Below are 19,570 nucleotides of genomic sequence, written 5' to 3'. Positions count from 1 at the left end.
CGCGGGAAGGCGGCAGACCGTTTCGGCATAGGTCAAGTCGGAGGACGAGCATGGTATCGGGGCGTGTCATCCTGACGCTCGGCGTCGCGGCAGTTGCAGCGGCCGGCTTTTACTGGTTGGCGACGGGCGACGCGCCGCCACAGGCCGTTGCCCCGGCCGCCGCGGGGGATGCGATGGTTGCGGTCACGCTGCCCGACCTGGACGATAATGCGGAAATCGGCGCGCGGGCCTTCGAGGCCAAATGCGCGAAATGCCACGGCAGCAACGGGGCCGGGCGCGACGGCGCCGGACCGCCGCTGATCCACAAGATCTACGAGCCGGGACATCACGGCGACATGGCGTTCCTGCTGGCCGCCCGGAATGGAGTGCGATCGCATCACTGGCGGTTCGGAAACATGCCGCCGGTCAAGGGCATCACCGATGCCGAGGTGAAGGCGATCGTGGCCTTCATCCGCCGCGTGCAGAAGGCGAACGGGATTTTCTGACCGGACAGGCGCCGTGCCGGGCAGGTCCACGTGACGCGTGGCCTAAAGTCGCGCAGATGTGCAATCGACACGGGCGGCGGCGGGTTCTAGAGTGCGTCCGCGATATCCACTACGGACCCGGAGAGATGGCGAGCACCGAGAACACGACCCCGACCAAGCCCAAGACGCTCAACCGCCCACTGCGCAAATTCGTCAAGAAGCGCGGCAAGCGCGCGATGCGCTGGGCGTCGCGGGTCCAGAGCCGGGCGAGCCTCGTGCCCGACACGCCCTTCGTGGAAACCGATCATTTCCCCTTCCTGGCGGAGTTCGAGGACAAGTGGGATGCCATGCGCGACGAGGTGCGCGGGATACTCAGGCACCGCGAGGCGATCCCCGGTTTCGAGGAAGTCTCGCCCGACCAGTACCGCATCGCGCAGTCGCAGAAATGGAAGACCTTCGTGCTCTACGGCTTCGGGCAGCGGCTGGAAAAGAATGCGCGCCAGGCCCCGGTGACCGCCGAGATCCTGAGCCGCGTGCCCAATGTCCAGACCGCCTGGTTCTCGATCCTCGCGCCCGGTTATCACATCCCGGCCCATACCGGTGTGACCAAGGGCATCCTGCGTGCCCATCTGGGGCTGATCATCCCGACGGAGCGCGAGAAATGCCGCATCCGCGTGGATGACGAGATCCGCGCCTGGGAAGCCGGCAAGGTGATCGTGCTCGACGACACCTACGAGCACGAGGTCTGGAACGACACCGACGAGGAGCGGGTGATCCTGCTCTTCGATTTCGACCGGCCGATGTCCTGGCGTGGGCGGATGCTCAACCGCATCATGCTCGGTCTGATGAAGTTCACCGCCTTCTATCAGGAGCCCAAGAAGAACCTGGCCGATTTCGAGGCGCGGTTCGAGGCCGCCACACGGCGGGCCGACGAGAACCTGGAAAAACTCAGCGACTGATCGTGCAGCGCAGCGACATGCAGGAGAGCCCGCCATCGACGCGGGCGGCCTGCGAGGTGGCGATCTCCGCCACGTCGAAGCCCTCGGCACGCAGCAGGGCCGCGGTTTTTGGGTAGCCCGCGCTGACGAAAACCTTGTCGTTGAAGCGGATCAGGTTGGCGGCGGCTTCCTCGCCCTCCGGCGCGAGGATCACGCGATAGCTCTCGAAACAGCCTGTCTCGGCAATGGCCCGCGTTGCGAAGACGCAATCACGATCCAGCAGCCCGCATTCGGTCTTGAAATGCAGGATCTCGGGCGGGGTCTGGACGACGCGCAGCGGCAGGCCGAGCGCGGCGGTCAGCGGCGCCAGCGCCGCCACGCCGGCGGCATCGGTGCGCGCCGAGCGTCCGACCAGAACCTCCGCGCCGGTCGTCAGGATGTCGCCGCCATCGACAAAGCCGCCTTCGGGCAGGTCGATCACGGTCTCGAAGAGCGCCTCCAGCGTCGGGCGGATCGCGTCGCGCTCGCCGAAACGGCTGGGTGCGCCGGGGCGCAACAGGATGGCGGTATCGCCCAGGCAAAGTGCCGGGTCTTCCACGAAGACCGAGTCCGGGTGGGCGTCGAGCGGCTCCAACTCGATCACCTCCGCGCCTGCCGCGCGCAACGCTTCGACATAGGCGGTATGCTCGCGCGCGAACGTGGCCGGATCGGGGTCTTCGCCGGCACCGGCGCGCAGCCCGCGGGCGATACTGGCGGCGGGGCCGCGGGTAATCGCATGGGTGAAATGGCAGGGATCGAAACGGGTCATGCCCTCTCCTTCATACGGGCGGCGGCGGGATGGTTCGCAGCCTTCGGTGAATTCCCTTTTCCCGTCAAGATGCTGAAAACGGCGGATTTCCGCATTTGGAAAATATCCTTAAATTCACGTTTTTGTTTCGGTTTTGACACAGTAGGGGCATTCTGCACGCCAAACCGGCCTATTTTTCTCAAGCAGCGCCTTGGCAAGCCCCCGCGGCTTGACCGACCGTGACAATAATGTGATGTGTCCGTCCAAGCCGTTCGTGGCATGTCGGTGCATACCGCATTTAGAAAACCGGGCAAGGACAGAGGTCGAGCATGGCGGGCATTACCGCGACGGAGAGTGGCGTTGCTTTGCGCCGCGGAAATTTCTCTTCCCTGACCGATGCACTGGATTACGCCGCGACCGGACGCAGTGGCGTCAATTTCTATGCCGCCGACGCCAGCCTCGTCTCGACGCTCAGCTATGCCGATTTGCGCGACGCCGCGCGGATGCTGGCCGGGCGTCTGGCGGCGCGGTTCGAGCGGCTGTCGCGCATCGGCCTTGTGGCCGACACTTCGGACGAGTTTCTGATCGCCTTCATGGCCTGCCAATATGCCGGGCTGGTGCCTGCGTCGCTGACCCTTCCCGCGGCGTTCGGCGGGCGCGAAGCCTATGAATGGCAGCTCTCGCGGATGGCGCAGACCGCTGATCTCGCGGCGGTTTTCGCCCCGGATGCGCTGCGCGGGCTGCTGGAGAAGGCGATGGCGCAGACGGGTGTGCCGGTGCTGGCTCTCTCCGGCGCGGACCTGCCGCAGGACAGCGTCCCGACCGTGCCCCACGGCGCCGACGGGCCGGCATACATCCAGTTTTCCTCCGGCAGCACCAGCGCGCCCAAGGGCATCGTTGCCACCCAGGCCAGCGTGTCAGCGAACTGTCTGGCGATCATCCGCGACGGGCTTCAGGTGGTCCCTGGCGACCGTGCCGTGTCCTGGCTGCCGCTCTATCACGACATGGGCATGGTCGGCTTCTTCATGGCCCCGCTCTATTCGCAGCTCTCGGTCGACTACATCTCGCCGACCTCCTTCGCACGGCGTCCGGGCACCTGGCTGAAGCTGATCAGCGACAATCGCGGCACGCTTTCCTATAGCCCCAGCTTCGGCTACGAGCTCTGCACCCGGCGCTACCGCGGCGAAGAACTGGACCTGTCCTGCTGGCGCGGGGCGGGGATCGGCGGCGACATGGTGCGGGCCGAGGTTCTGGGCGCCTTCGTGGAGGTCTTCGGACGCAGCGGATTCGACCCCGCCGCTTTCGTGTCGAGCTACGGGCTGGCCGAGGCCACGCTCGCCGTCTCCTTCGCGCCGCTGGGCAAGGGGCTGCGGATCGACCGCGTGGATTCGGGCCGGATGCAGACCTCGGGCCGGGCGATCCCCGAGGCCGAGATGGAACGTGCCGGGCAGGTGCGCAGCTTCGTCGCCTGCGGTCGTCCCGTGACGACGCTCGATGTGCGCATCCTGGACCGCGACAACAACGAGCTTGGTCCGCGCAGGGTCGGGCGGATCATGGTCAAGGGGCCATCCGTGGCCTCCGGCTATTTCCGCGCGGGCGAGCCGCTTCAACCCGTGACGGACGCCGATGGCTGGCTCGATACCGGCGATCTGGGCTACTGGCTGGACGGAGAGCTGGTGATTACCGGCCGCTCCAAGGACCTGATCCTGTGGAACGGTCGCAACATCTGGCCACAGGATATCGAATGGGTGGCCCAGCAGACCGGTGGACGCAACATGGCGCGTGCGGCGGCCTTCGATGTGCAGGACGCCGATGGCGGGAGCCGGATCATGCTGCTGGCGGAATGCTGGTCGCGCGACGCCGGGACCCGTGCCGATCTGATGCGCGAGATTGCCGCGGCGACGCGGGCCTCCTGCGGCGCGCCGGTCTCGGTGGAACTGGTCGGCGTGCGATCCCTGCCGATGACCAGTTCCGGCAAGCTCAGCCGCGCGGCGGCACGGGCGCGTTTCCTGGCCGGCGGTTTCGCCGAAGTGGTGCAGGCCGACCCTTCCAGAGCGCCGGCGCTGGCCGTCCCCGGCCAGACAAGCTGATCGCCGGGCGATGCCCGGTCTGATCGAGCGGCCGCGCATCGCGCTGACGGGCGCGACAGGCTTCATCGGACGGCATCTCCTGGCCCCGCTGGCTGCTGGCGCGGGAGGGATTTCGGCGCTGGCTCGGCCGCGCGCGGGGCGCGCCCTGCCGGAGTTTCCGGGCCTCGATTGGGTGGCGGGGAGCCTGAACGACACCGAAGCGCTGGCCGCGCTGATGCGCGGGGCGGAAGTGGCGATCCACCTCGCCGGGGCCACCAAGGCGCGCGACGGCGCGGAATTCCACCGGATCAATGCGGAAGGCACGATGCAGGTCGTGCGCGCGGCGCGGCAGGCCGGGCTGCGGCGTGTCGCGCTGCTGTCATCGCTCGCGGTCACGCGGCCCGGCATTTCCGACTACGCGGCCTCCAAGTCGCTGGGAGAGACGGCCGCGCGCGGCGAGGCGGGCGGGATGGAACTGATCGTGCTGCGCGCACCGGCGGTGATCGGACCGGGGGACGCGGCCACCGCGCCGCTCCTGGCGGCGATGGCGCGGGGTTGGCTGCCAGTGCCGGGCGGGGCGGCGCGGGACGCGCGGTTCTCGCTGATCGACGTGCGCGACCTGGCCGCGCTGATCCGCGATGCCGCGCTGGCGGAGACCGCCCCGCCGCCGGTCAGCGCGCCATACGGCCACCGTGCACTGGGCTGGTCGGACATGGCCGAGGCCGCCACATGCGCCACCGGACGCCGGGTGCGCCATCTCGTCTTGCCGCCGCCCGTCATGGCGGCCGCGGCGCGCGCCACCGACATGATTGCCCGGCTGACCGGGCGCCCGCAGGTCTTCTCCACCGGCAAGCTGGCCGAAATGTGCGCCGGCGACTGGATCGGCGATACGCCGGTCGAAGACCCGGTTCCGCTGGAACTGACCTTGAAGTTCTGCCTCGATCCCGACTATGCCGATACCGGGCGCGATGTGCCCGACAGCCACCGGAGCCCGAAATGACATCCGATACCTCTGCGATCTTCGACCAGATCAGCAAGATCCTCAGCGCCCATGCCAAGACCGACACGCCGATCACGCCGGAGACGCGGATCGCCGCCGATCTGGCCATCGACTCGGTGGAGATGTTCGACATCGTGATGGAGATCGAGGACGCCTATGATATCAGCTTCCCGATCGAGGAGGCGTCTGATATTGATAGCGTGCAATCATTGGTGGACACGATCGGACGGCTGACAGATGTTTGACATCGACTCCAAGAAGAACGGCATCTTCGCAAAATTCGCCCCGCTCGCCAAGCGGGCCGAGGCCGTCTCGACCCTGGGCCGCCAGCCCTTCGGTATGACCTTCGACGCGATGCTCTCGCCCACCCGCGCGCGGGTGGGAAATGCCGAGGTCGTGCTGGCCGGGACCAACAATTACCTTGGGCTGACCTATGATCCGCGCTGCATGTCCGCGGCGAAGGACGCGATCGACCGGCAGGGCACGGCGACCACCGGCAGCCGTCTGGCCAATGGCACCTATAGCGATCATGTCGACCTGGAGTCCGCGCTGCGTGACTTCTTCGGTGCCGCTTCGGCGCTGGTCTGCACCACGGGCTACCAGGCCAATCTCGCCTCGATCAGCGCTCTGGCCGGGCGCGGCGACCATCTGCTGATCGACGCCGACAGCCATGCCTGTATCTACGACGCCTGCCGGCTGAGCGACGCCGAAACCATCCGCTTCCGCCATAACAGCCCCGAAGATCTGGCCAAACGCCTGTCACGCCTGCCCGCCGAGGGCGCGCGTCTGGTGGTGATCGAGGGGCTCTATTCGATGCTGGGTGACGTGGCGCCGGTGGCCGAGTTCGTCGACGTTGCCCATGCCCATGACGCGATGATCTTCGTGGACGAGGCGCATTCCATCGGCTGCTACGGCACCAACGGCCGCGGCGTGGCCGATGCGCAGGGCGTGCTGGACAAGGTGGATTTCCTCTCCGGCACCTTTTCCAAAAGCTTCGCCTCGATCGGCGGGTTCTGCGTCTCGCGCCATGCGGCGTTCGAATACGTGCGTCTGGTCAGCCGGCCCTATCTCTTCACCGCGTCCGGGTCACCCGCCAACGTCGCCGCCGCGCATGCCGCGCTTTCGGTGATGGCGGAGGATACGAGCCGGATGGAGAGCCTCTGGGCGCGGGCGCATCAACTCCATGCGGGGCTTGTCGATGCCGGGTTCGAGCCCGCCTCGCCGACGGGACCGATCATCGCCGTGCCGCGGCCCGACGAGTTGACCGCGGTGCGCGAGTGGAACGCGCTGCTGCGGGCGGGGATCTATGTCAACATCGCCGTGCCGCCGGCAACGCCGCAGGCGCGCTCGCTGCTGCGGCTCAGCGTATCGGCCGCCCATAGCGAGGCGGAGATCGACCAGATCATCGGCGCCTTCCGGCAATTGTCGGCGCTGGCCGCCTGACCGGACCGGCCGCCCGCACCGGTCAGCGGAACGCGCCCGCGCGCCAGAGCCGCCAGGCCAGGCGCGGAGCGTTGAGCACCGGGTGGCGGCGTTCGGCCTCGGTGGGTTCCATCCGCACGCCCGAATGGCTCTCGATCTTCTCCAGGATATAGTCGAGCCCGGCATCGAAGGTTGTCGCGGCCTTGAGCACCCGGAGCGCGCCCAGCGGCTTGCCCGCCACCCGCCGCGCCAGCCAGCGCGCCTTGCAGGCCAGCCGCGCGGCCCTTCCCGGATCGGGCAGGCAGAGATGGCCGGCCGCATCGCGTTCCAGCAATATGTCGGAAAGCCGCGCGTAGCGGTCCGGGGCGCGCTCCACAATCTCGGTGGCACGGGGCAGGGGGCGTTCGGGGCGCAACTCGGTCCGGTAGCTTTCGGCCAGTCCCCGCACCCAGAGATCGCCCGGTCCGATCCGCCCGTCCAGAAGCGGCCGCGTCTGCCGGGCGAAATGCGCGGGCGCGCGGGCCAGCGTGTCGAGCAACGCCGCGCGCGTCGCCGGATCGTCGCACTGCACCGTCGCCGGCTGGGTGAACCGTGCCCAGAGCATCGACTCCAGTACCCCGCCGCCCGCGCGCCGGTGGAAGGCGCGTTCCGAGATGATCGCGTATTTGCTGCGCAACTTCCGGCCCTCCGGCCCGTCGATCTGCAGGAAATGCACGCTGGGCGGCAGGATCCAGGTCGCGAATGCCCGGAGACCGGTGCCATGAACGGCGCGGTAACTGCCTACAATCACGTAGAAATCCAGCATCTTGGCGGCCGCCTCGCCCTCGCGCAGGGCCGAGCCATAGAAGATCAGCGCGCGCACCGCGTCGCCATGGCGGGCCCGGATTGCCTCGGCCATCGCCAGCGCGGCACCCGTCAGGGGGCGCTGGTCGGCCTCCACCAGAGCGCGCAGCGCGGGCAGGGGCGGCGGCAGGCGGCTCATTGCAGGAACTCCAGCGGCTCGGTCGCGGTGACGGTCAGCTCGGCCCCCGCGGGCAGCGACAGCCATTCGCCGTCGATCATGATCGGCCCGTCATGGTGCAGCGTGACGCGCCCGGCGCGGTAGCTCGTCAAGCCGTGGCGCGACAGTGCCGGGCCGGTTCGGTGCAGCAGGATTTTCAGGACCGCCCTGCGGAAGCCCCGGATCGGCCAGGCGGCATGGGTCAGCGCGATGGGCGCGTCGCCCGCGCCCCAGAAGGGCCGGAGCCCGAGGCTGAGCCGCGGCAGCGTGCTCATCAGGCTCAGCGCGTGGCTGCCGGTCAGCGCGCGCCCGTCCAGTACCGCATCGAGATCGGAGGCGCGCAGAAGCGGCAGCCCGTCGCCGTCGCGGTAGCGGTGCGGCGTCAGCACGAAATGCGCCACCGCACGGGCCACGTCGACCGCGCCACGCCGCCCTTCGCCGTGGAAATTGCGCTGGGTGTAGCGCATGGCGCGCGCCAGCGTTCCGGTGGAGAGCAGGAAACCCACCTCGGCGCGCGGCAGGTGGGCGCAGGCGACATGGAGCGCGCGCTGCCGGACGTTGGGGCCGGGGTCAGCGGCCGTATCAAGCTCGCGCAGCCGTTCGATGGTGCCGGCGCGGTCCCGCCGCATCATGCCGCAGGCCTCCCAGGCCAGGTTGGTGCTGCCGCCGGGCAGGATCGAAAGCGCGGGCATCCGAGCGAACCCCGTGGCCGGGTCCATGCAATGCGACAGGACCGCCAGCACGGTGCCGTCGCCGCCCTCCACGGCCAGCCGATCCACCCCGGCGCGGGCCATCTGCGCCAGCCCGGTGGAAAGCTCGCTGAAATCCTCGATGCGCAGGAACGGCACGCCGGGCAGGGCCTGCGCGGCGGTTTCCAGGACCGAGCCCTTGCGCGCCACCATGTGCCCGCGCGGGTTCAGCACGAGGCCGAGCCGTCCGTCGGTCATCGCAGGGTCCGGCGGCGAAGGGCCAGCGTCAGCCCCAGCGCGATGAGCGCGAGCACCGGCAGGACGACCGCGGCGACGGCCGAGATCGTGCCCTTCTCGGCCATCGTCTTCAGTACTCCGTCGGCGACCATGAAAACGAATCCGATCGCAGCGCCGCCCGCCAGCGCCAGGTCGCTGTTTTCACGGCGTCCGAAACGCTGCATGAGGGGCACCGCCAGCAACAGCAGGCCGGTCGCGGCGAAGGGCAGCGACAGGCGGTTGAAGAGCCAGACGAGGTAGGCGCTGGCCGGCTGGCTGCCCGAGCCGGTCATCCGCGACAGCCGGTAGAGATCGCCGAGCGCCAGGTCGCGCGGCGCGGCCATCAGCAGGCGCAGGGTCTCGGGCGTCTGCGGGCTTTGCCACGTCAGGGGCGGCTTCGGGGGGCTGCCGTCAAAGCGGATTTGCGAGACATCCTCCAGCGCCCATCCATCGGGCAGCGGGCTGGCGCTGGCGGCGCGGGTCACCGCGGCGATCCGGCCCTTGTCGCCGCGCTCGTAGAGCGTCACGCCGGTGATCGTGTCGCCGACCAACCCTTCGACCTCCACCAGCCGGCGTGCGTCCGAGAGCCAGAGCGTCTCGGGCGTGCGGCTGTCGTCGCGCAGCACGCCCGCCCCCAGCCAGCGTTCCAGCGCGCGGTGGGCGACTGGGCTCACCTGGTCGATGAAGAGCGCCGACACCGCGCTGGCCAGGATCACCGCCGGCAGCAGGGCGCGGATCTGGGCGAAGACCGACAGCCCGGCATTGGCGAGCGGCACAAGCTCGTTGCGGCGGATCAGCGTGGAATAACTCAGCAGCAGCGACAGCAGCAGGGCAAAGAGAAGGATGCGATCGAAGAGCATCGGCAGGCGTAGCACCATGTAGCGCATCTGCCCCACGAAACCCGCGCCTGCGGGCAGCAGATCGGCATTGCCGAGCGCGTCCAGGACCCCCAGCAGCGTGGTCATCGCGAAGACGGTGATCAGCAGCCATTTCAGGAAAATGGCGGACAGGTAGCGGTCGAGATGCATCATGATCGCGCCGCGCCCGCGCCGGCCACCGGTTGCGCCGGGACCGGGCGGCGAACCGAAAGCAGCGGCCGGCCCTCCGCCAGCCGGTGAAAGAAGAACACCGATCCGACGGCCACGGTCAGCACCACGGGCCAGAGTCCTGCCCAGGGCGGCACCGCGCCGCGTTCGGCCATCAGCAGCCCGTATTCCAGCAGTTTCTGAACGACCAGCAGCAGCAGGATGCCGATCGCCACCCCGCCCGAGCGCATCTTGCGGCCCAGGTTCAGCCCCAGGATCACGCCAACCAGCGGCAGCACCACCAGAAGTGCCGCGCGGCTGATCCGGTCATGCAGGTCCGACATCGCCACCACCGGGTCGATATCGCGCCCGCCGGCCGCGAAATCGCCCGCGATCAGCTCGGTCAGGGTCAGTTCGCGCTGATCCGCTCCGCGGCTGCGGAACCCCGGCGCCGAATGCGGCAGCCGCCAGGAGACGCGGTCGATTGTCAGCCGGTCGCCCTGTCCGCTTTCGACCCGCCCGGCGATACGGCCGGCCATGCCGTCAGCGAGGGTGATCGCCCAGGCGCCTTCCTCGTCCTCCAGCAGCGCGCCGCTACTTCCGGTGAGGAAACGGCGGCTGCCGTCGGGGCCGGTCTCGACGATGAAGGTCTCGCCCATCTTGCGGCCTTCGCGGTCCACGGCGTCGGTCCAGACCACCCAGTCGTCGAACTGCACGAACTTGCGTTCCTGAAAGGCCGCCACGACGGCGTCCTGTTTCAGTTCATGCACGATTTCGCGGTAATTGTAGCGCGATACGGGTTGCAGGTAGCCGGTGACCAGGATCGAGACCAGCGCCAGCAGCACGGCCATCGCCATATAGGGCCGCACGATCCGGTAGAGCGACACGCCGCTCGACATCATTCCCACGATCTCGCCCGAGCGGCTGAGTCGCCCGATGGTGATGATCGTGGCGATCAGCAGCGCGCCGGGAAGCGCCATTTCCAGGTAGTGCGGCACCAGGTTGGCAATCATCCGCACAGCCGAGACGACCGCGTGGTCGGAGGTCGAGATCAGGTCGGTGATCCGGATCAGCCGTTCCAGCAGCAGGATCGCCAGCGCCAGCCCCGTAAGCGCGGCGAAAAGCCCGAGATTGTTTCTCAGCAGATACCGGTCGAGCTCGACGATCATTCCAGGCGCAGCCCCTCGCGAAGTTGATCGAACATGTAGGGTGTCACGTTCGGTTGTGATAGCGGCCGCAGCCTTTTCCTGATAGCGCCGATACCCTAACATCACGGATAGATGACTGTAACCTGCTCGTACATGCATGGAGAAGCCAAATGCGTTTTCCAGGCGCTTTGCCCGCACTGCTGTTTCTGATCGCCGCCGCCGGTGCTGCCCCGGCGCAGGCCAAGCTCGATATCCGTCCCTACGAGGCCGGCGCGGAATGCGGCGCGCACGCGCCGCAGCTTTACGTCACCGTCTCGGGCGTGACGCCACAGGGCATCCTGGCGGTGGAACTCTACCGCCCGTCGAAGAAGGATTTCCTGCGCAAGGCCTCGCGAATTCACCGCATCCGCGTTCCTGCCGGATCGGGTGAACAGACCGTTTGTTTCGATCTGCCCGGCGCGGGGGTCTATGCGCTGGCGGCCTATCACGACGTGGATGCGGACCGCGATCTCGACCAGCGCTGGAATGGTATGCCGGCCGAGCCTTTCGCGCTTTCCAACAACGAACCGCTGAAGTTCGGTTTCCCGAAATTCGAGGACGCCGCCTTCCGCGTGGGCGAGAACGGCGGCGTCGTGCGTCTGGAGTTGCAGAGCCGATGACCGCAGCCTCCGCACCTGCGCGCCCCGCGGCCGCACCGTCCGCCGCGGGATCGGCGGCGCTCAGCGTGCGCCCGGTATCCGGCCGGGCCGACCGCCGGGCTTTTCTCGACCTGCCCTACCGTGCCTATGGCGGAATGGACGCCTGGCGGCCGCCTTTGCGTTTTGAGCGGGCGGCGCAGATCGACCCGAAGCGCAACCCGGCGCTGGCCCGGATGGAGCATGAACTGATGCTGGCCTGGCGCGGCGGCGAGGTGGTGGGCCGGATCGCGGCGCTGGTCAATCCCGCGCATCTGGACCGGCATGGCGACGCGACCGGCCATTTCGGCTTTCTCGACACGCTGGGTCCCGATTCCGAGGCGGTGGCGGCGCTGACCGAAGCGGCTGGCGCGTGGCTCGGCGCGCGGGGGATGGAGCGGATCGCGGGGCCGTTCAACTTCTCGGTCAACGAGGAATGCGGCCTGCTGGTCGACGGCTTCGACACGCCGCCGGTGATGATGATGCCGCATGGCCGCCCGGACTATGCGCCGACCCTGGAGGCGCTGGGCTTCGCCAAGCAGATGGACATGTACGCCTACATGTGCCGCTTTGCCGACAGCTACCATGTGCCGCCCGCGGTGCAGCGCATGAAGGACGGGTTCCTGCGTGACCCGGCGCTGGAGATCCGGCCGCTCGACATGAAGAATTACCGCGGCGAGATCGAGACGGTGCTCGACATCTTCAACGACGCCTGGTCGCAGAACTGGGGCTTCGTTCCCTTCACTGCAGATCAGATCGGGCATCTGGCGCAGGAACTCAAGCCGCTGGTGCGCGCCGATGCGCTCTGGATCGCGATGATCGAAGGCGAGGCGGCGGGGTTTACGCTGATCCTGCCTGACCTCAACGAAGTGATCGACGGCTTGGACGGGCACCTGCTGCCCTTCGGCTGGGCGCAACTGATTTGGGGGCTCAAGGTGCGCGGCACCCGGCGCGGGCGGTTGCCGCTCGCCGGGCTGCGGCGGCGCTACCACAAGACCCGGCGCGGCATGCTGGCGATGACGGGAAGCTGCGAGGCGGCCTTTGCCGCCGCCCATGCCCGCGGCATGCGCGAAATCGAGGCGTCGTGGATACTCGAGACGAACCGCGATCTGCTCAACCTCGTCAATCTCTACGAGGCACCGCGCTACAAGACCTACCGCATCTACGGGAAGGCGCTGTGAGCGGTTCCGGGGAGCACAGGTTGTGTGTTCTGGTTCTGGCCGGGGCGCGGGCCGGTGGCGATCCGCTCTGCCAGGCCGAGGGCGTGGCCAGCAAGGCGGTGATCGAGATCGGCGGGCAGCCGATGCTGGCGCGCGTGCTGGGCGCGCTGGCGGGCAGCCGCGCCGCAGGGCTCGCGCCGGGCGTCATCGGGCTGGAGGACGCGGCGCTGGCGGAGGCGGCGGGCGGGCATCCCTGCACGGCGCGCCGCGCAGGCGGGCAGGGGCCCGCGGCCAGCCTGCTGGCAGCGCTGGAGAACGGCGCGGACCTGCCCGCGCTGGTGACGACCTGCGATCACGCGCTGCTGACGCCCGCGATGATCGACAGCTTTCTGGAAGGCGCGTACGCCAGCGGCGCGGATCTCTGCGTGGGCTTCGCCAGCCGTGCCACCATCGAGGCGGCCTATCCCCGCACCCGGCGGACCTATCTGCGGTTCCGGGGGGCGGACCTGTCGGGCTGCAATCTCTTCTACCTCGCTGGGCCTCGCGCGCTCGACGTGCTGCGCTTCTGGCGCGCGGCGGAACAGGACCGCAAGCGCCCCTGGCGTATCCTGTGGCGCTTCGGCCCGCTGACCGCGCTGCGCATCCTTCTCTTCCGGCCCACGCCGGAAGTAACCTTTGCGCTGCTGTCACGCCGCGTCGGCGCCGACGTGCGCCCGGTGATCCTGCCCTATGCCGAAGCGGCGATCGACGTGGACACGCCGGGCGATCTGGAACTGGTGCGCGGCATCGTGGCGGAGCGCGCCGCATGAGCGCGCCACTTCTCGCTCAAGCCGGCCAGGCGGCCCGCAGCGCAGCCGTCACGCGGGCGGCGGCCTCGGGAGCGTCGGGCGCGGCGGCCAGGTCGGGCGGGCCCGGCCAGCCTGGATCGTCGAAGGCGATGCCGTCCAGTTCCACGCGGGCCTCGTAACGCGGCAGGACGTGGAAATGCACATGCGGATCGACCATCATCAGCATCAGATAATTCATCTTCGCGCATCCGAAGCGCCCGTAGGCGACCGACTCGATATCGGCCGTGATCCGCGAAAGCTCTGCATGGGTGCCTGGGGCGAGTTCCGCGAAGCTCTGCGCCGGGCCGTGGGCCAGCAGGATCATAGCGCCCAGCGTCGCCTGTTTGGGGCGGGCCTGGACGCTCCAGAACCGGTAATCCGCGATCAGCGTTTCGGCGCCGCCGAAGGTCTCGAACGTCGCGTTGCGGGCGTATTCGTCGGGATTTTGCGGCATGGCGGTCTCCGTCGCTGGGTGCTATGGGCGCAGCAGACAGCTTCTGTCTGCGCGGCGGTGGCAAGCATAGGTGGATTGGCAGTATGACAAAAGACGTAAGCCTGCGTCTGATCGGCGAGGCGCCGCAGCGGCTCTGGGGCATGGAAATGGCCGAATGGCAGCGCCGCGCCTGGACCAAGGCCGGGGCTTCGGGGCTCGACCGCGACCGGGGCCGACTGGTGCTGGAGGCCGACCGGGTGCTTTCGCCCGCGCTGCAACGCGCGCTGCTGGCCGAGCCCGGCGCGGCGCTGATGGTCGAGGAGGCGGGCGTGCGCCGGCTGGTGGCGCTGCACTTGCCGGACGGCGTGACAGATGACGATGCGCTCGCCGCAATGGTCGGGCAGGACGATCCGGATGCCGCGCGGCTGAGCGATGCGGGCTGCCGGGTCGGCGGCGTGACCGATTTCGCCGGCGACTACGACGCGGCGCTGCGCAAGCGCGAGGCCCCCTATGCGCTGTCGCTGGGCCGCGCGGGCACGCGGGCTGTCGAGGCGCGGCTCTTCAGGGGTTCCTACAAGGGCGTGACCGACCTGGTCACGAAATACGCCTGGCCCTGGCCTGCCTTCCACGCCACCCGCGCCTGCGCCGTTCTTGGCATCTCGCCCAACACGGTGACGACGGCCAGCCTGGTACTCGTTGGCGTGGCCTTCTGGCTCTTCTGGACCGGGGCCTGGCTGCCGGGCATCGTCGCGGCCTGGGCGATGACCTTTCTCGACACCGTGGACGGCAAGCTGGCGCGTACCACGATGAGCTATTCCAGATGGGGCGACATCTACGACCACGGCATCGACCTGATCCATCCGCCCTTCTGGTACTGGGCGATCTGGCAGGGCGTCAGCGCGCAGCCGGGAGGCCCGGCGCAGGGCTGGCTCGACGCGGCGCTGGCCGTGATCCTGGCGGGCTATGTGCTCAACCGGGTGGAGGAGGGACTCTTCATCAAATGGTTCGGCTTCCACATTCATGTCTGGCGGCCGCTCGATTCCTTCGCGCGCGAGATCACGGCGCGGCGCAATCCCAACATGGTGATCTTCACGGTCGCCGTCCTGCTGGGCGCACCCGGCTGGGGGCTCGTTGCCGTCGCGGGCTGGACACTCTTCTGGCTGGTCTTCCACGCCGCGCGGCTGGGGCAGGCCCGCGCCGCACGCGGCACCGTTACTTCCTGGATGGAGGGCTGAGCCGCGATGCCCGGCACCGCAATCTTCGATCTCGACCGCACGGTCACGGACGCGCCCACCTGGACGCGCTTCCTGGTCTTCGCGGCGGGCGGACGGCCGGGTGCCTGGCTGCGGGCGCCAATGGTCGCCCTGCGCGCGGCCGGCTACCGGCTGGGCGTGAACGACCGGGATGCGATCAAGGCGGCGAGCCTGGGCTGCCTGCGCGGCATGGACCGGACGGCGCTGGAGCGCGTAGCGGAGGAATTCGTGGCGCGCGAGTTGGCGGGAAACCTGCGCCCCGGCGCGCGCGCGGCCATCGAGGCGCACCGCGCCGCCGGTGACCGGCTGGTAATGGCCACGGCGGCGGTAGACCTGATCGCCGATCCGCTTGGCCGCGCGCTGGGTTTCGACCTGGTGATCGCCACCCGGCTCGACTGGTCGGGCGGTGCGCCGCGCCTGGCCGGGGCCAATTGCTACGGTGCCGAGAAGCTGCGCCGGATTGCCGATGCGGGGCCGTTTCCCCCACCCGTCGCCGCCTATAGCGACCACGTCTCGGACCTTGCGATGCTGCTGGAGGCCGAGCGCGGCATCGCCGTCAACCCTTCGCCCGCGCTGGCGCGCGCGGCGGCCGAACACGGGCTGGAGGTCGTCGATTACGGCCGCCCGCAAGACGTTTCCCAAACCGACCGGAGCAGATCCGCATGAAAGCCATTATCCTGAGCGCGGGCCGCGGCTCGCGCCTGTTGCCGCTTACCGAGACCCGGCCGAAATGCCTGCTTCCGGTGGGCGGAACCACCGTGCTGGGACGCCAGCTCGACACGTTGGAGGCCGCCGGCGTGGCCGAGGCGGTGGTCGTGACCGGCTTCATGACCGCGCTGGTGGAGGAGGAGGTCGCGGCACGCAACGGTCCGATGCGGGTCACGCCCTTCTTCAACCCGTTCTTCCAGATCGCCGACAACCTGGCGAGCTGCTGGATGGCGCGCGCGCATATGAACGGGGATTTCCTGCTGATCAACGGCGACACGCTCTTCGAGGCGGCGCTTCTGCGAGACGTACTGGCGAGCCCCGCGCAGCCGATCCAGGTGACGATAGACCGCAAGGCCGCCTATGACGACGACGACATGAAGGTGACGCTGGACGGCGCGCGGCTGACGGCGATCGGCAAGACGCTCTACCATGCGGATGCCGAATCCATCGGCATGCTGCGCTTCATGGGCGAGGGGCCCGCGCTCTACCGCGAGAAGCTCGAACAGATGATGCGCACCGGCGATGGCGTGTCGTCCTGGTTCCTCAAGGCCATCGACGCCATCGCCTCCACCACTGGCAAGGTCGCGGCCTTCTCCATCGAGGGGCGGCGCTGGAACGAGCTGGACACGGTCGAGGATTTCAACGCGCTGAACGCGCATTTCCGCGACGCCTGAGCGCGCGCTCGACGATCAACGGACCCAGAAGGCAGGTGGCCAGGCTGGTCAGCACCGCGGCATTGTAGAGCGTCTGGGGCACCGCGAAGGGCCCCAGCGTCAGCCCGTGCAGCATGACCAGCAGGAAGATCTCGGCACGCGGCACCATCGACGCGCCGATCAGCCAGCCCTCGCGCCGGTCGAGCAGCCACGCCGCCGGCAGCCCCGCCCCGGCGAGCTTGCCCAGAACCGCCGCCGCGGACAGCGCCGCCGCCAGGCCCAGCGCGCCGCCCAGCAGCCCGGCATCCACCGACAGGCCGATGGCCACGAAGAAGAACGGCCCGAACAGCGCCAGCAGAACCGCGAAGGCGTCGTCGATGCTGTGTTCAGCCGGATCGCGGCTGAAGGCGAGTCCGGCGAAAAGCGCCCCAATGGCCACCGAGAAGCCCAGGAACCCTGCGCAGCCGGCGATCACGAAGACCGCCCCGGCAGCGAAGACGATCGGCCCCAGCCCCGGTGACAGCCGCGCGAATGCGTCCGAGACCGGCTTCTCCAGCCAGCGCGAGAAGAGGTAGCAGGCCGCGCAGAAGACCATCAGCAGCAGAAGCTGCCAGCCCCCGGCGGCCAGCGCGCGCATGAAAAGATCGCCGTTGCCCGCCTGTCCCAGCAGGGGCGCGACGGCGAAAAGCACGCCCAGCAGCACCACGGCGGAGATGTCGTCGAGTTCCGCCACGTCGAGCAGCAGCGCGCCTGAGGGGCTGTCGAGCGCACCCGCGTCGTCCCAGACTGCAATCGAGACGCCGATGCTCGTCGCGCTGGCCGCCACCGCCGCATAGAGCGCGGGCAGCAGCCCCAGGCCGGGCCAGAACCAGACCAGCAGGAAGGCCGCCAGCGCCGCAAGCCCCATATTTGGCAGCCAGATCAGCGCGGCCCGGCCTAACTGGCCCAGAAGCGCGTCGAGATTGCTCTCCAGCCCGATGCGGAAAAGCAGGACTACGATGCCGATTTCCGCCAGGAACCGGATGCTGCGGGCCAGTTCCGCGTCCAGCACGCCCCAGGCCGAGCCCGCCAGCGACAGCGCTACGCCCAGCGCGATGAAGCCGATCATCGGCGGCAGGCCGAGCCGCTGGAAAAGCGCGCGCAGCGGCACCGCGACCAGCGCGACAAGCCCCATCACCAGAAGCACCGGCGCGTGGCCGGGGACGAGGTCACTCATCCGGGCAGGTCCATGCCGGGCGCAGGCGCGCGGGTCATCTCGTCTCTCCTTCATCGGGTCGCAGGCTGCGCCCCAGCATCGCGCGCGGCCTGATCCCGATCAAGCCCCCGCGGGGGTTTGACAAGCCCGGTCCGGCGCGAGACGCTGGCCGCGGTCCATGCCCGGCCGGCGGTTTCAGGAGTACCCGTTCCCATGCCACCGATCAGAGCCCCGCGCGGCGCGGAGGGGGCGCCCCCGCTGCGCGACATCCTCGTTATCGGCGGCGGCGTCAATGGCTGCGGCATCGCGCGGGACGCGGCCGGTCGCAGGCTCTCGGTGGAACTGGCCGAACGCGGCGATCTCGCCTGCGGCACCTCCTCGGCCTCCACCAAGCTCTTCCACGGCGGGTTGCGCTACCTGGAATATTTCGAGCTGCGGCTGGTGCGCGAGGCGCTGCGCGAACGCGAGACGCTGCTCGCCGCCATGCCGCATATAAGCTGGCCGATGCGCTTCGTGCTGCCGCATGACCCGGCGCTGCGCCTGGAGGCCGAAACGCCCGCCTCGCGGCTGGTCGCCCGGCTGATGCCCTGGACGCGGGGGCGCCGCCCGGCCTGGATGATCCGCGCGGGCCTCTTCGCCTACGACCATCTGGGCGGGCGGCGAAGGCTGCCGGGCACGCGGGTGCTGGACCTGCGGCGCGACCCCGCCGGTGCGCCCTTGCAGGAGCGATTTGCACGCGCCTTTGAATATTCCGACTGCTGGGTGGATGACGCGCGGCTGGTGGCCCTCAACGCCCGTGACGCGGCCGCGCGGGGCGCGGTGATCGCCACGCGCTCTGCGGTCACGGCGGCGCGGGCGGAAGGCGGCGTCTGGACGGTGACGATCAGCGACGCGGAGACGGGCGCGACGCGCGAGGTGCGGGCGCGGGTGCTGGTCAACGCCGCCGGCCCCTGGGTGGCGGAGGTGCTGGAGGGGATCGGCGCCCCGCCGCCGCGCGCCGCGCTCAGGCTGGTGCGGGGCAGCCATATCGTCACCCGCAGACTTTTTGAGCACGACCGCAGCTATGTTCTGCAAGGTCCCGACGGGCGGATCGTCTTCACCATCCCCTATGAGCGCGACTTCACGCTGATCGGCACGACCGAGGCGCCCCATGACGACCCGGACGCACCGCCGGTCTGCACCGCGGCGGAGGAGGCCTATCTGCTGGACTTCGTGGCCCGTTATTTTCGCAACCCGGTCACGGCGCAGGATATCGTCTGGCGCTTCTCCGGCGTCCGTCCGCTCTATGACGACGGTGCGGCCTCGGCCACGGCGGCCACGCGGGACTACGTTCTGGCGCTGGAAACCGGCGCCGGGGCGCCACTGCTCAATGTTTTCGGCGGCAAGATCACCACCTACCGCAAGCTGGCCGAACAGGCGCTGGGCCGGATCGGCGCGGTGCTGCCCGGCACGGGCGGGGACTGGACCGCGGGCGCGCCACTGCCCGGCGGCGATTTTCCGGTGGAGGGCGTGGCGGAGCAACTGGCCGCACTGCGCCGCGGCTACCCGTTCCTGGACGCGGTCGGGGCGGAACGGCTGCTGCGTGCCTATGGCGCCGACGCCGCCGGGATGCTGGGCGAGGCCGCACGGCCCGAGGATCTGGGCCCTGATTTCGGCGCCGGGTTGACCGCGCGCGAGGTCGCCTGGCTGATGGAGCACGAATTCGCCCGCACCGCCGAGGACGTGCTCTGGCGGCGCAGCAAGCTGGGCCTCAGGTTCGACGCGGCGCAGACCGCCCGGCTGGAGGAGTGGATGGCGGCGCGGCGGAGCGTTTGAGCGGCAAGACCCCGCTGGCACCTTCGCCGCGCTG

Annotated in this window: 20 protein-coding genes; 13 read left to right on the top strand and 7 right to left on the bottom strand. The window is 69.3% G+C overall.

Translation table 11 applies throughout. The annotated features are described in order from the left end of the window. The first annotated feature begins 50 nt into the window (after positions 1-50). Both DDZ14_RS02400 and DDZ14_RS02395 read left to right on the top strand, forming a co-directional pair. Positions 51-485, top strand: coding sequence for a cytochrome c (locus tag DDZ14_RS02400; protein WP_109423346.1), 435 nt, complete (start codon positions 51-53; stop codon positions 483-485). A gap of 125 nt (positions 486-610) precedes the next feature. Further along, positions 611-1,423 (top strand): aspartyl/asparaginyl beta-hydroxylase domain-containing protein, encoded by an 813-nt coding sequence (locus DDZ14_RS02395; RefSeq protein ID WP_158275443.1) that lies wholly within the window; start codon positions 611-613, stop codon positions 1,421-1,423. Here the strand turns inward: DDZ14_RS02395 and DDZ14_RS02390 are convergent. After that, the gene (locus DDZ14_RS02390; RefSeq protein WP_109423344.1) at positions 1,413-2,210 is read right to left on the bottom strand and encodes a dimethylarginine dimethylaminohydrolase family protein; all 798 of its coding nucleotides are present in this window, start codon (positions 2,208-2,210) and stop codon (positions 1,413-1,415) included. The two genes, DDZ14_RS02395 and DDZ14_RS02390, sit on opposite strands and share 11 nt — an antisense overlap. Before the next feature lie 308 nt (positions 2,211-2,518). Between DDZ14_RS02390 and DDZ14_RS02385 the strand changes: the two genes are divergently transcribed. Genes DDZ14_RS02385 through DDZ14_RS02370 form a run of 4 tightly spaced genes read left to right on the top strand, consistent with a single transcriptional unit; the run spans position 2,519 to position 6,701 of the window. After that, a complete protein-coding gene (locus DDZ14_RS02385) occupies positions 2,519-4,279 on the top strand; it encodes a fatty acyl-AMP ligase (protein WP_109423343.1) in 1,761 nt (586 codons plus the stop codon). A 10-nt stretch (positions 4,280-4,289) separates the two neighbouring features. Continuing rightward, positions 4,290-5,258, top strand: a complete 969-nt coding sequence (locus tag DDZ14_RS02380; RefSeq protein ID WP_109423342.1) for an NAD(P)-dependent oxidoreductase — start codon at positions 4,290-4,292, stop codon at positions 5,256-5,258. Next, entirely contained in the window at positions 5,255-5,503 is a 249-nt protein-coding gene (locus DDZ14_RS02375) for an acyl carrier protein (protein WP_109423341.1), read from the top strand. Before DDZ14_RS02380 ends, DDZ14_RS02375 begins: the two co-directional genes overlap by 4 nt. Next, a complete protein-coding gene (locus DDZ14_RS02370; RefSeq protein ID WP_109423340.1) occupies positions 5,496-6,701 on the top strand; it encodes an aminotransferase class I/II-fold pyridoxal phosphate-dependent enzyme in 1,206 nt (401 codons plus the stop codon). The genes DDZ14_RS02375 and DDZ14_RS02370 overlap by 8 nt, the downstream gene beginning before the upstream one ends. Positions 6,702-6,723: 22 nt before the next feature. On the opposite strand, the gene DDZ14_RS02365 is transcribed toward DDZ14_RS02370, so the two are convergent. From DDZ14_RS02365 to DDZ14_RS02350, 4 genes are read right to left on the bottom strand one after another with little or no spacing between them, the layout of a single operon-like run. Further along, on the bottom strand, positions 6,724-7,662 hold the full coding sequence (locus tag DDZ14_RS02365; protein WP_109423339.1) for a hypothetical protein: 939 nt from the start codon (positions 7,660-7,662) through the stop codon (positions 6,724-6,726). Beyond that, a complete protein-coding gene (locus tag DDZ14_RS02360; RefSeq protein WP_109423338.1) occupies positions 7,659-8,627 on the bottom strand; it encodes a diacylglycerol kinase family protein in 969 nt (322 codons plus the stop codon). The genes DDZ14_RS02365 and DDZ14_RS02360 overlap by 4 nt, the downstream gene beginning before the upstream one ends. Then, entirely contained in the window at positions 8,624-9,676 is a 1,053-nt protein-coding gene (locus DDZ14_RS02355; protein WP_109423337.1) for an LptF/LptG family permease, read from the bottom strand. Before DDZ14_RS02355 ends, DDZ14_RS02360 begins: the two co-directional genes overlap by 4 nt. Further along, entirely contained in the window at positions 9,673-10,839 is a 1,167-nt protein-coding gene (locus DDZ14_RS02350; protein WP_158275442.1) for an LptF/LptG family permease, read from the bottom strand. Before DDZ14_RS02350 ends, DDZ14_RS02355 begins: the two co-directional genes overlap by 4 nt. Positions 10,840-10,988: 149 nt before the next feature. Between DDZ14_RS02350 and DDZ14_RS02345 the strand changes: the two genes are divergently transcribed. From DDZ14_RS02345 to DDZ14_RS02335, 3 genes are read left to right on the top strand one after another with little or no spacing between them, the layout of a single operon-like run. Further along, complete coding sequence (locus DDZ14_RS02345; RefSeq protein WP_109423335.1) at positions 10,989-11,477, top strand: DUF2141 domain-containing protein; 489 nt, start codon at positions 10,989-10,991, stop codon at positions 11,475-11,477. Further along, entirely contained in the window at positions 11,474-12,673 is a 1,200-nt protein-coding gene (locus DDZ14_RS02340; RefSeq protein WP_233252443.1) for a hypothetical protein, read from the top strand. Before DDZ14_RS02345 ends, DDZ14_RS02340 begins: the two co-directional genes overlap by 4 nt. Next, positions 12,670-13,461, top strand: coding sequence for a nucleotidyltransferase family protein (locus tag DDZ14_RS02335; protein WP_158275441.1), 792 nt, complete (start codon positions 12,670-12,672; stop codon positions 13,459-13,461). The genes DDZ14_RS02340 and DDZ14_RS02335 overlap by 4 nt, the downstream gene beginning before the upstream one ends. Before the next feature lie 16 nt (positions 13,462-13,477). Here the strand turns inward: DDZ14_RS02335 and DDZ14_RS02330 are convergent, their stop codons facing one another. Next, entirely contained in the window at positions 13,478-13,933 is a 456-nt protein-coding gene (locus DDZ14_RS02330; protein ID WP_109423333.1) for an HIT family protein, read from the bottom strand. Positions 13,934-14,016: 83 nt separating this feature from the next. On the opposite strand from DDZ14_RS02330, the gene DDZ14_RS02325 reads away from it, so the two are divergent. From DDZ14_RS02325 to DDZ14_RS02315, 3 genes are read left to right on the top strand one after another with little or no spacing between them, the layout of a single operon-like run. Next, positions 14,017-15,147 carry a CDP-alcohol phosphatidyltransferase family protein gene (locus DDZ14_RS02325; RefSeq protein ID WP_233252442.1) on the top strand — a complete coding sequence of 377 codons (1,131 nt, stop codon included), beginning with the start codon at positions 14,017-14,019 and terminating at the stop codon, positions 15,145-15,147. Between the two features lie 6 nt (positions 15,148-15,153). Continuing rightward, positions 15,154-15,831: an HAD family phosphatase gene (locus tag DDZ14_RS02320; RefSeq protein ID WP_109423331.1), complete on the top strand. Its 678-nt coding sequence runs from the start codon at positions 15,154-15,156 to the stop codon at positions 15,829-15,831. Beyond that, the gene (locus tag DDZ14_RS02315; protein ID WP_109423330.1) at positions 15,828-16,547 is read left to right on the top strand and encodes an NTP transferase domain-containing protein; all 720 of its coding nucleotides are present in this window, start codon (positions 15,828-15,830) and stop codon (positions 16,545-16,547) included. The genes DDZ14_RS02320 and DDZ14_RS02315 overlap by 4 nt, the downstream gene beginning before the upstream one ends. Here the strand turns inward: DDZ14_RS02315 and DDZ14_RS02310 are convergent. Further along, entirely contained in the window at positions 16,513-17,742 is a 1,230-nt protein-coding gene (locus tag DDZ14_RS02310; protein ID WP_158275440.1) for a cation:proton antiporter, read from the bottom strand. The two genes, DDZ14_RS02315 and DDZ14_RS02310, sit on opposite strands and share 35 nt — an antisense overlap. Positions 17,743-17,934: 192 nt before the next feature. Here DDZ14_RS02310 and glpD point away from each other — a divergent pair, with 192 nt between their 5' ends. Further along, complete coding sequence (gene glpD / locus DDZ14_RS02305) at positions 17,935-19,536, top strand: glycerol-3-phosphate dehydrogenase (protein ID WP_109423328.1); 1,602 nt, start codon at positions 17,935-17,937, stop codon at positions 19,534-19,536. Positions 19,537-19,570 lie beyond the last annotated feature (34 nt).

The organism is Maritimibacter sp. 55A14, assembly GCF_003122205.1.
Taxonomy (GTDB): Bacteria; Pseudomonadota; Alphaproteobacteria; order Rhodobacterales; family Rhodobacteraceae; genus QEYE01.
The sequence above is the reverse complement of the archived record's forward strand: the minus strand, read 5'-3'. Positions and strand labels throughout refer to the sequence as shown.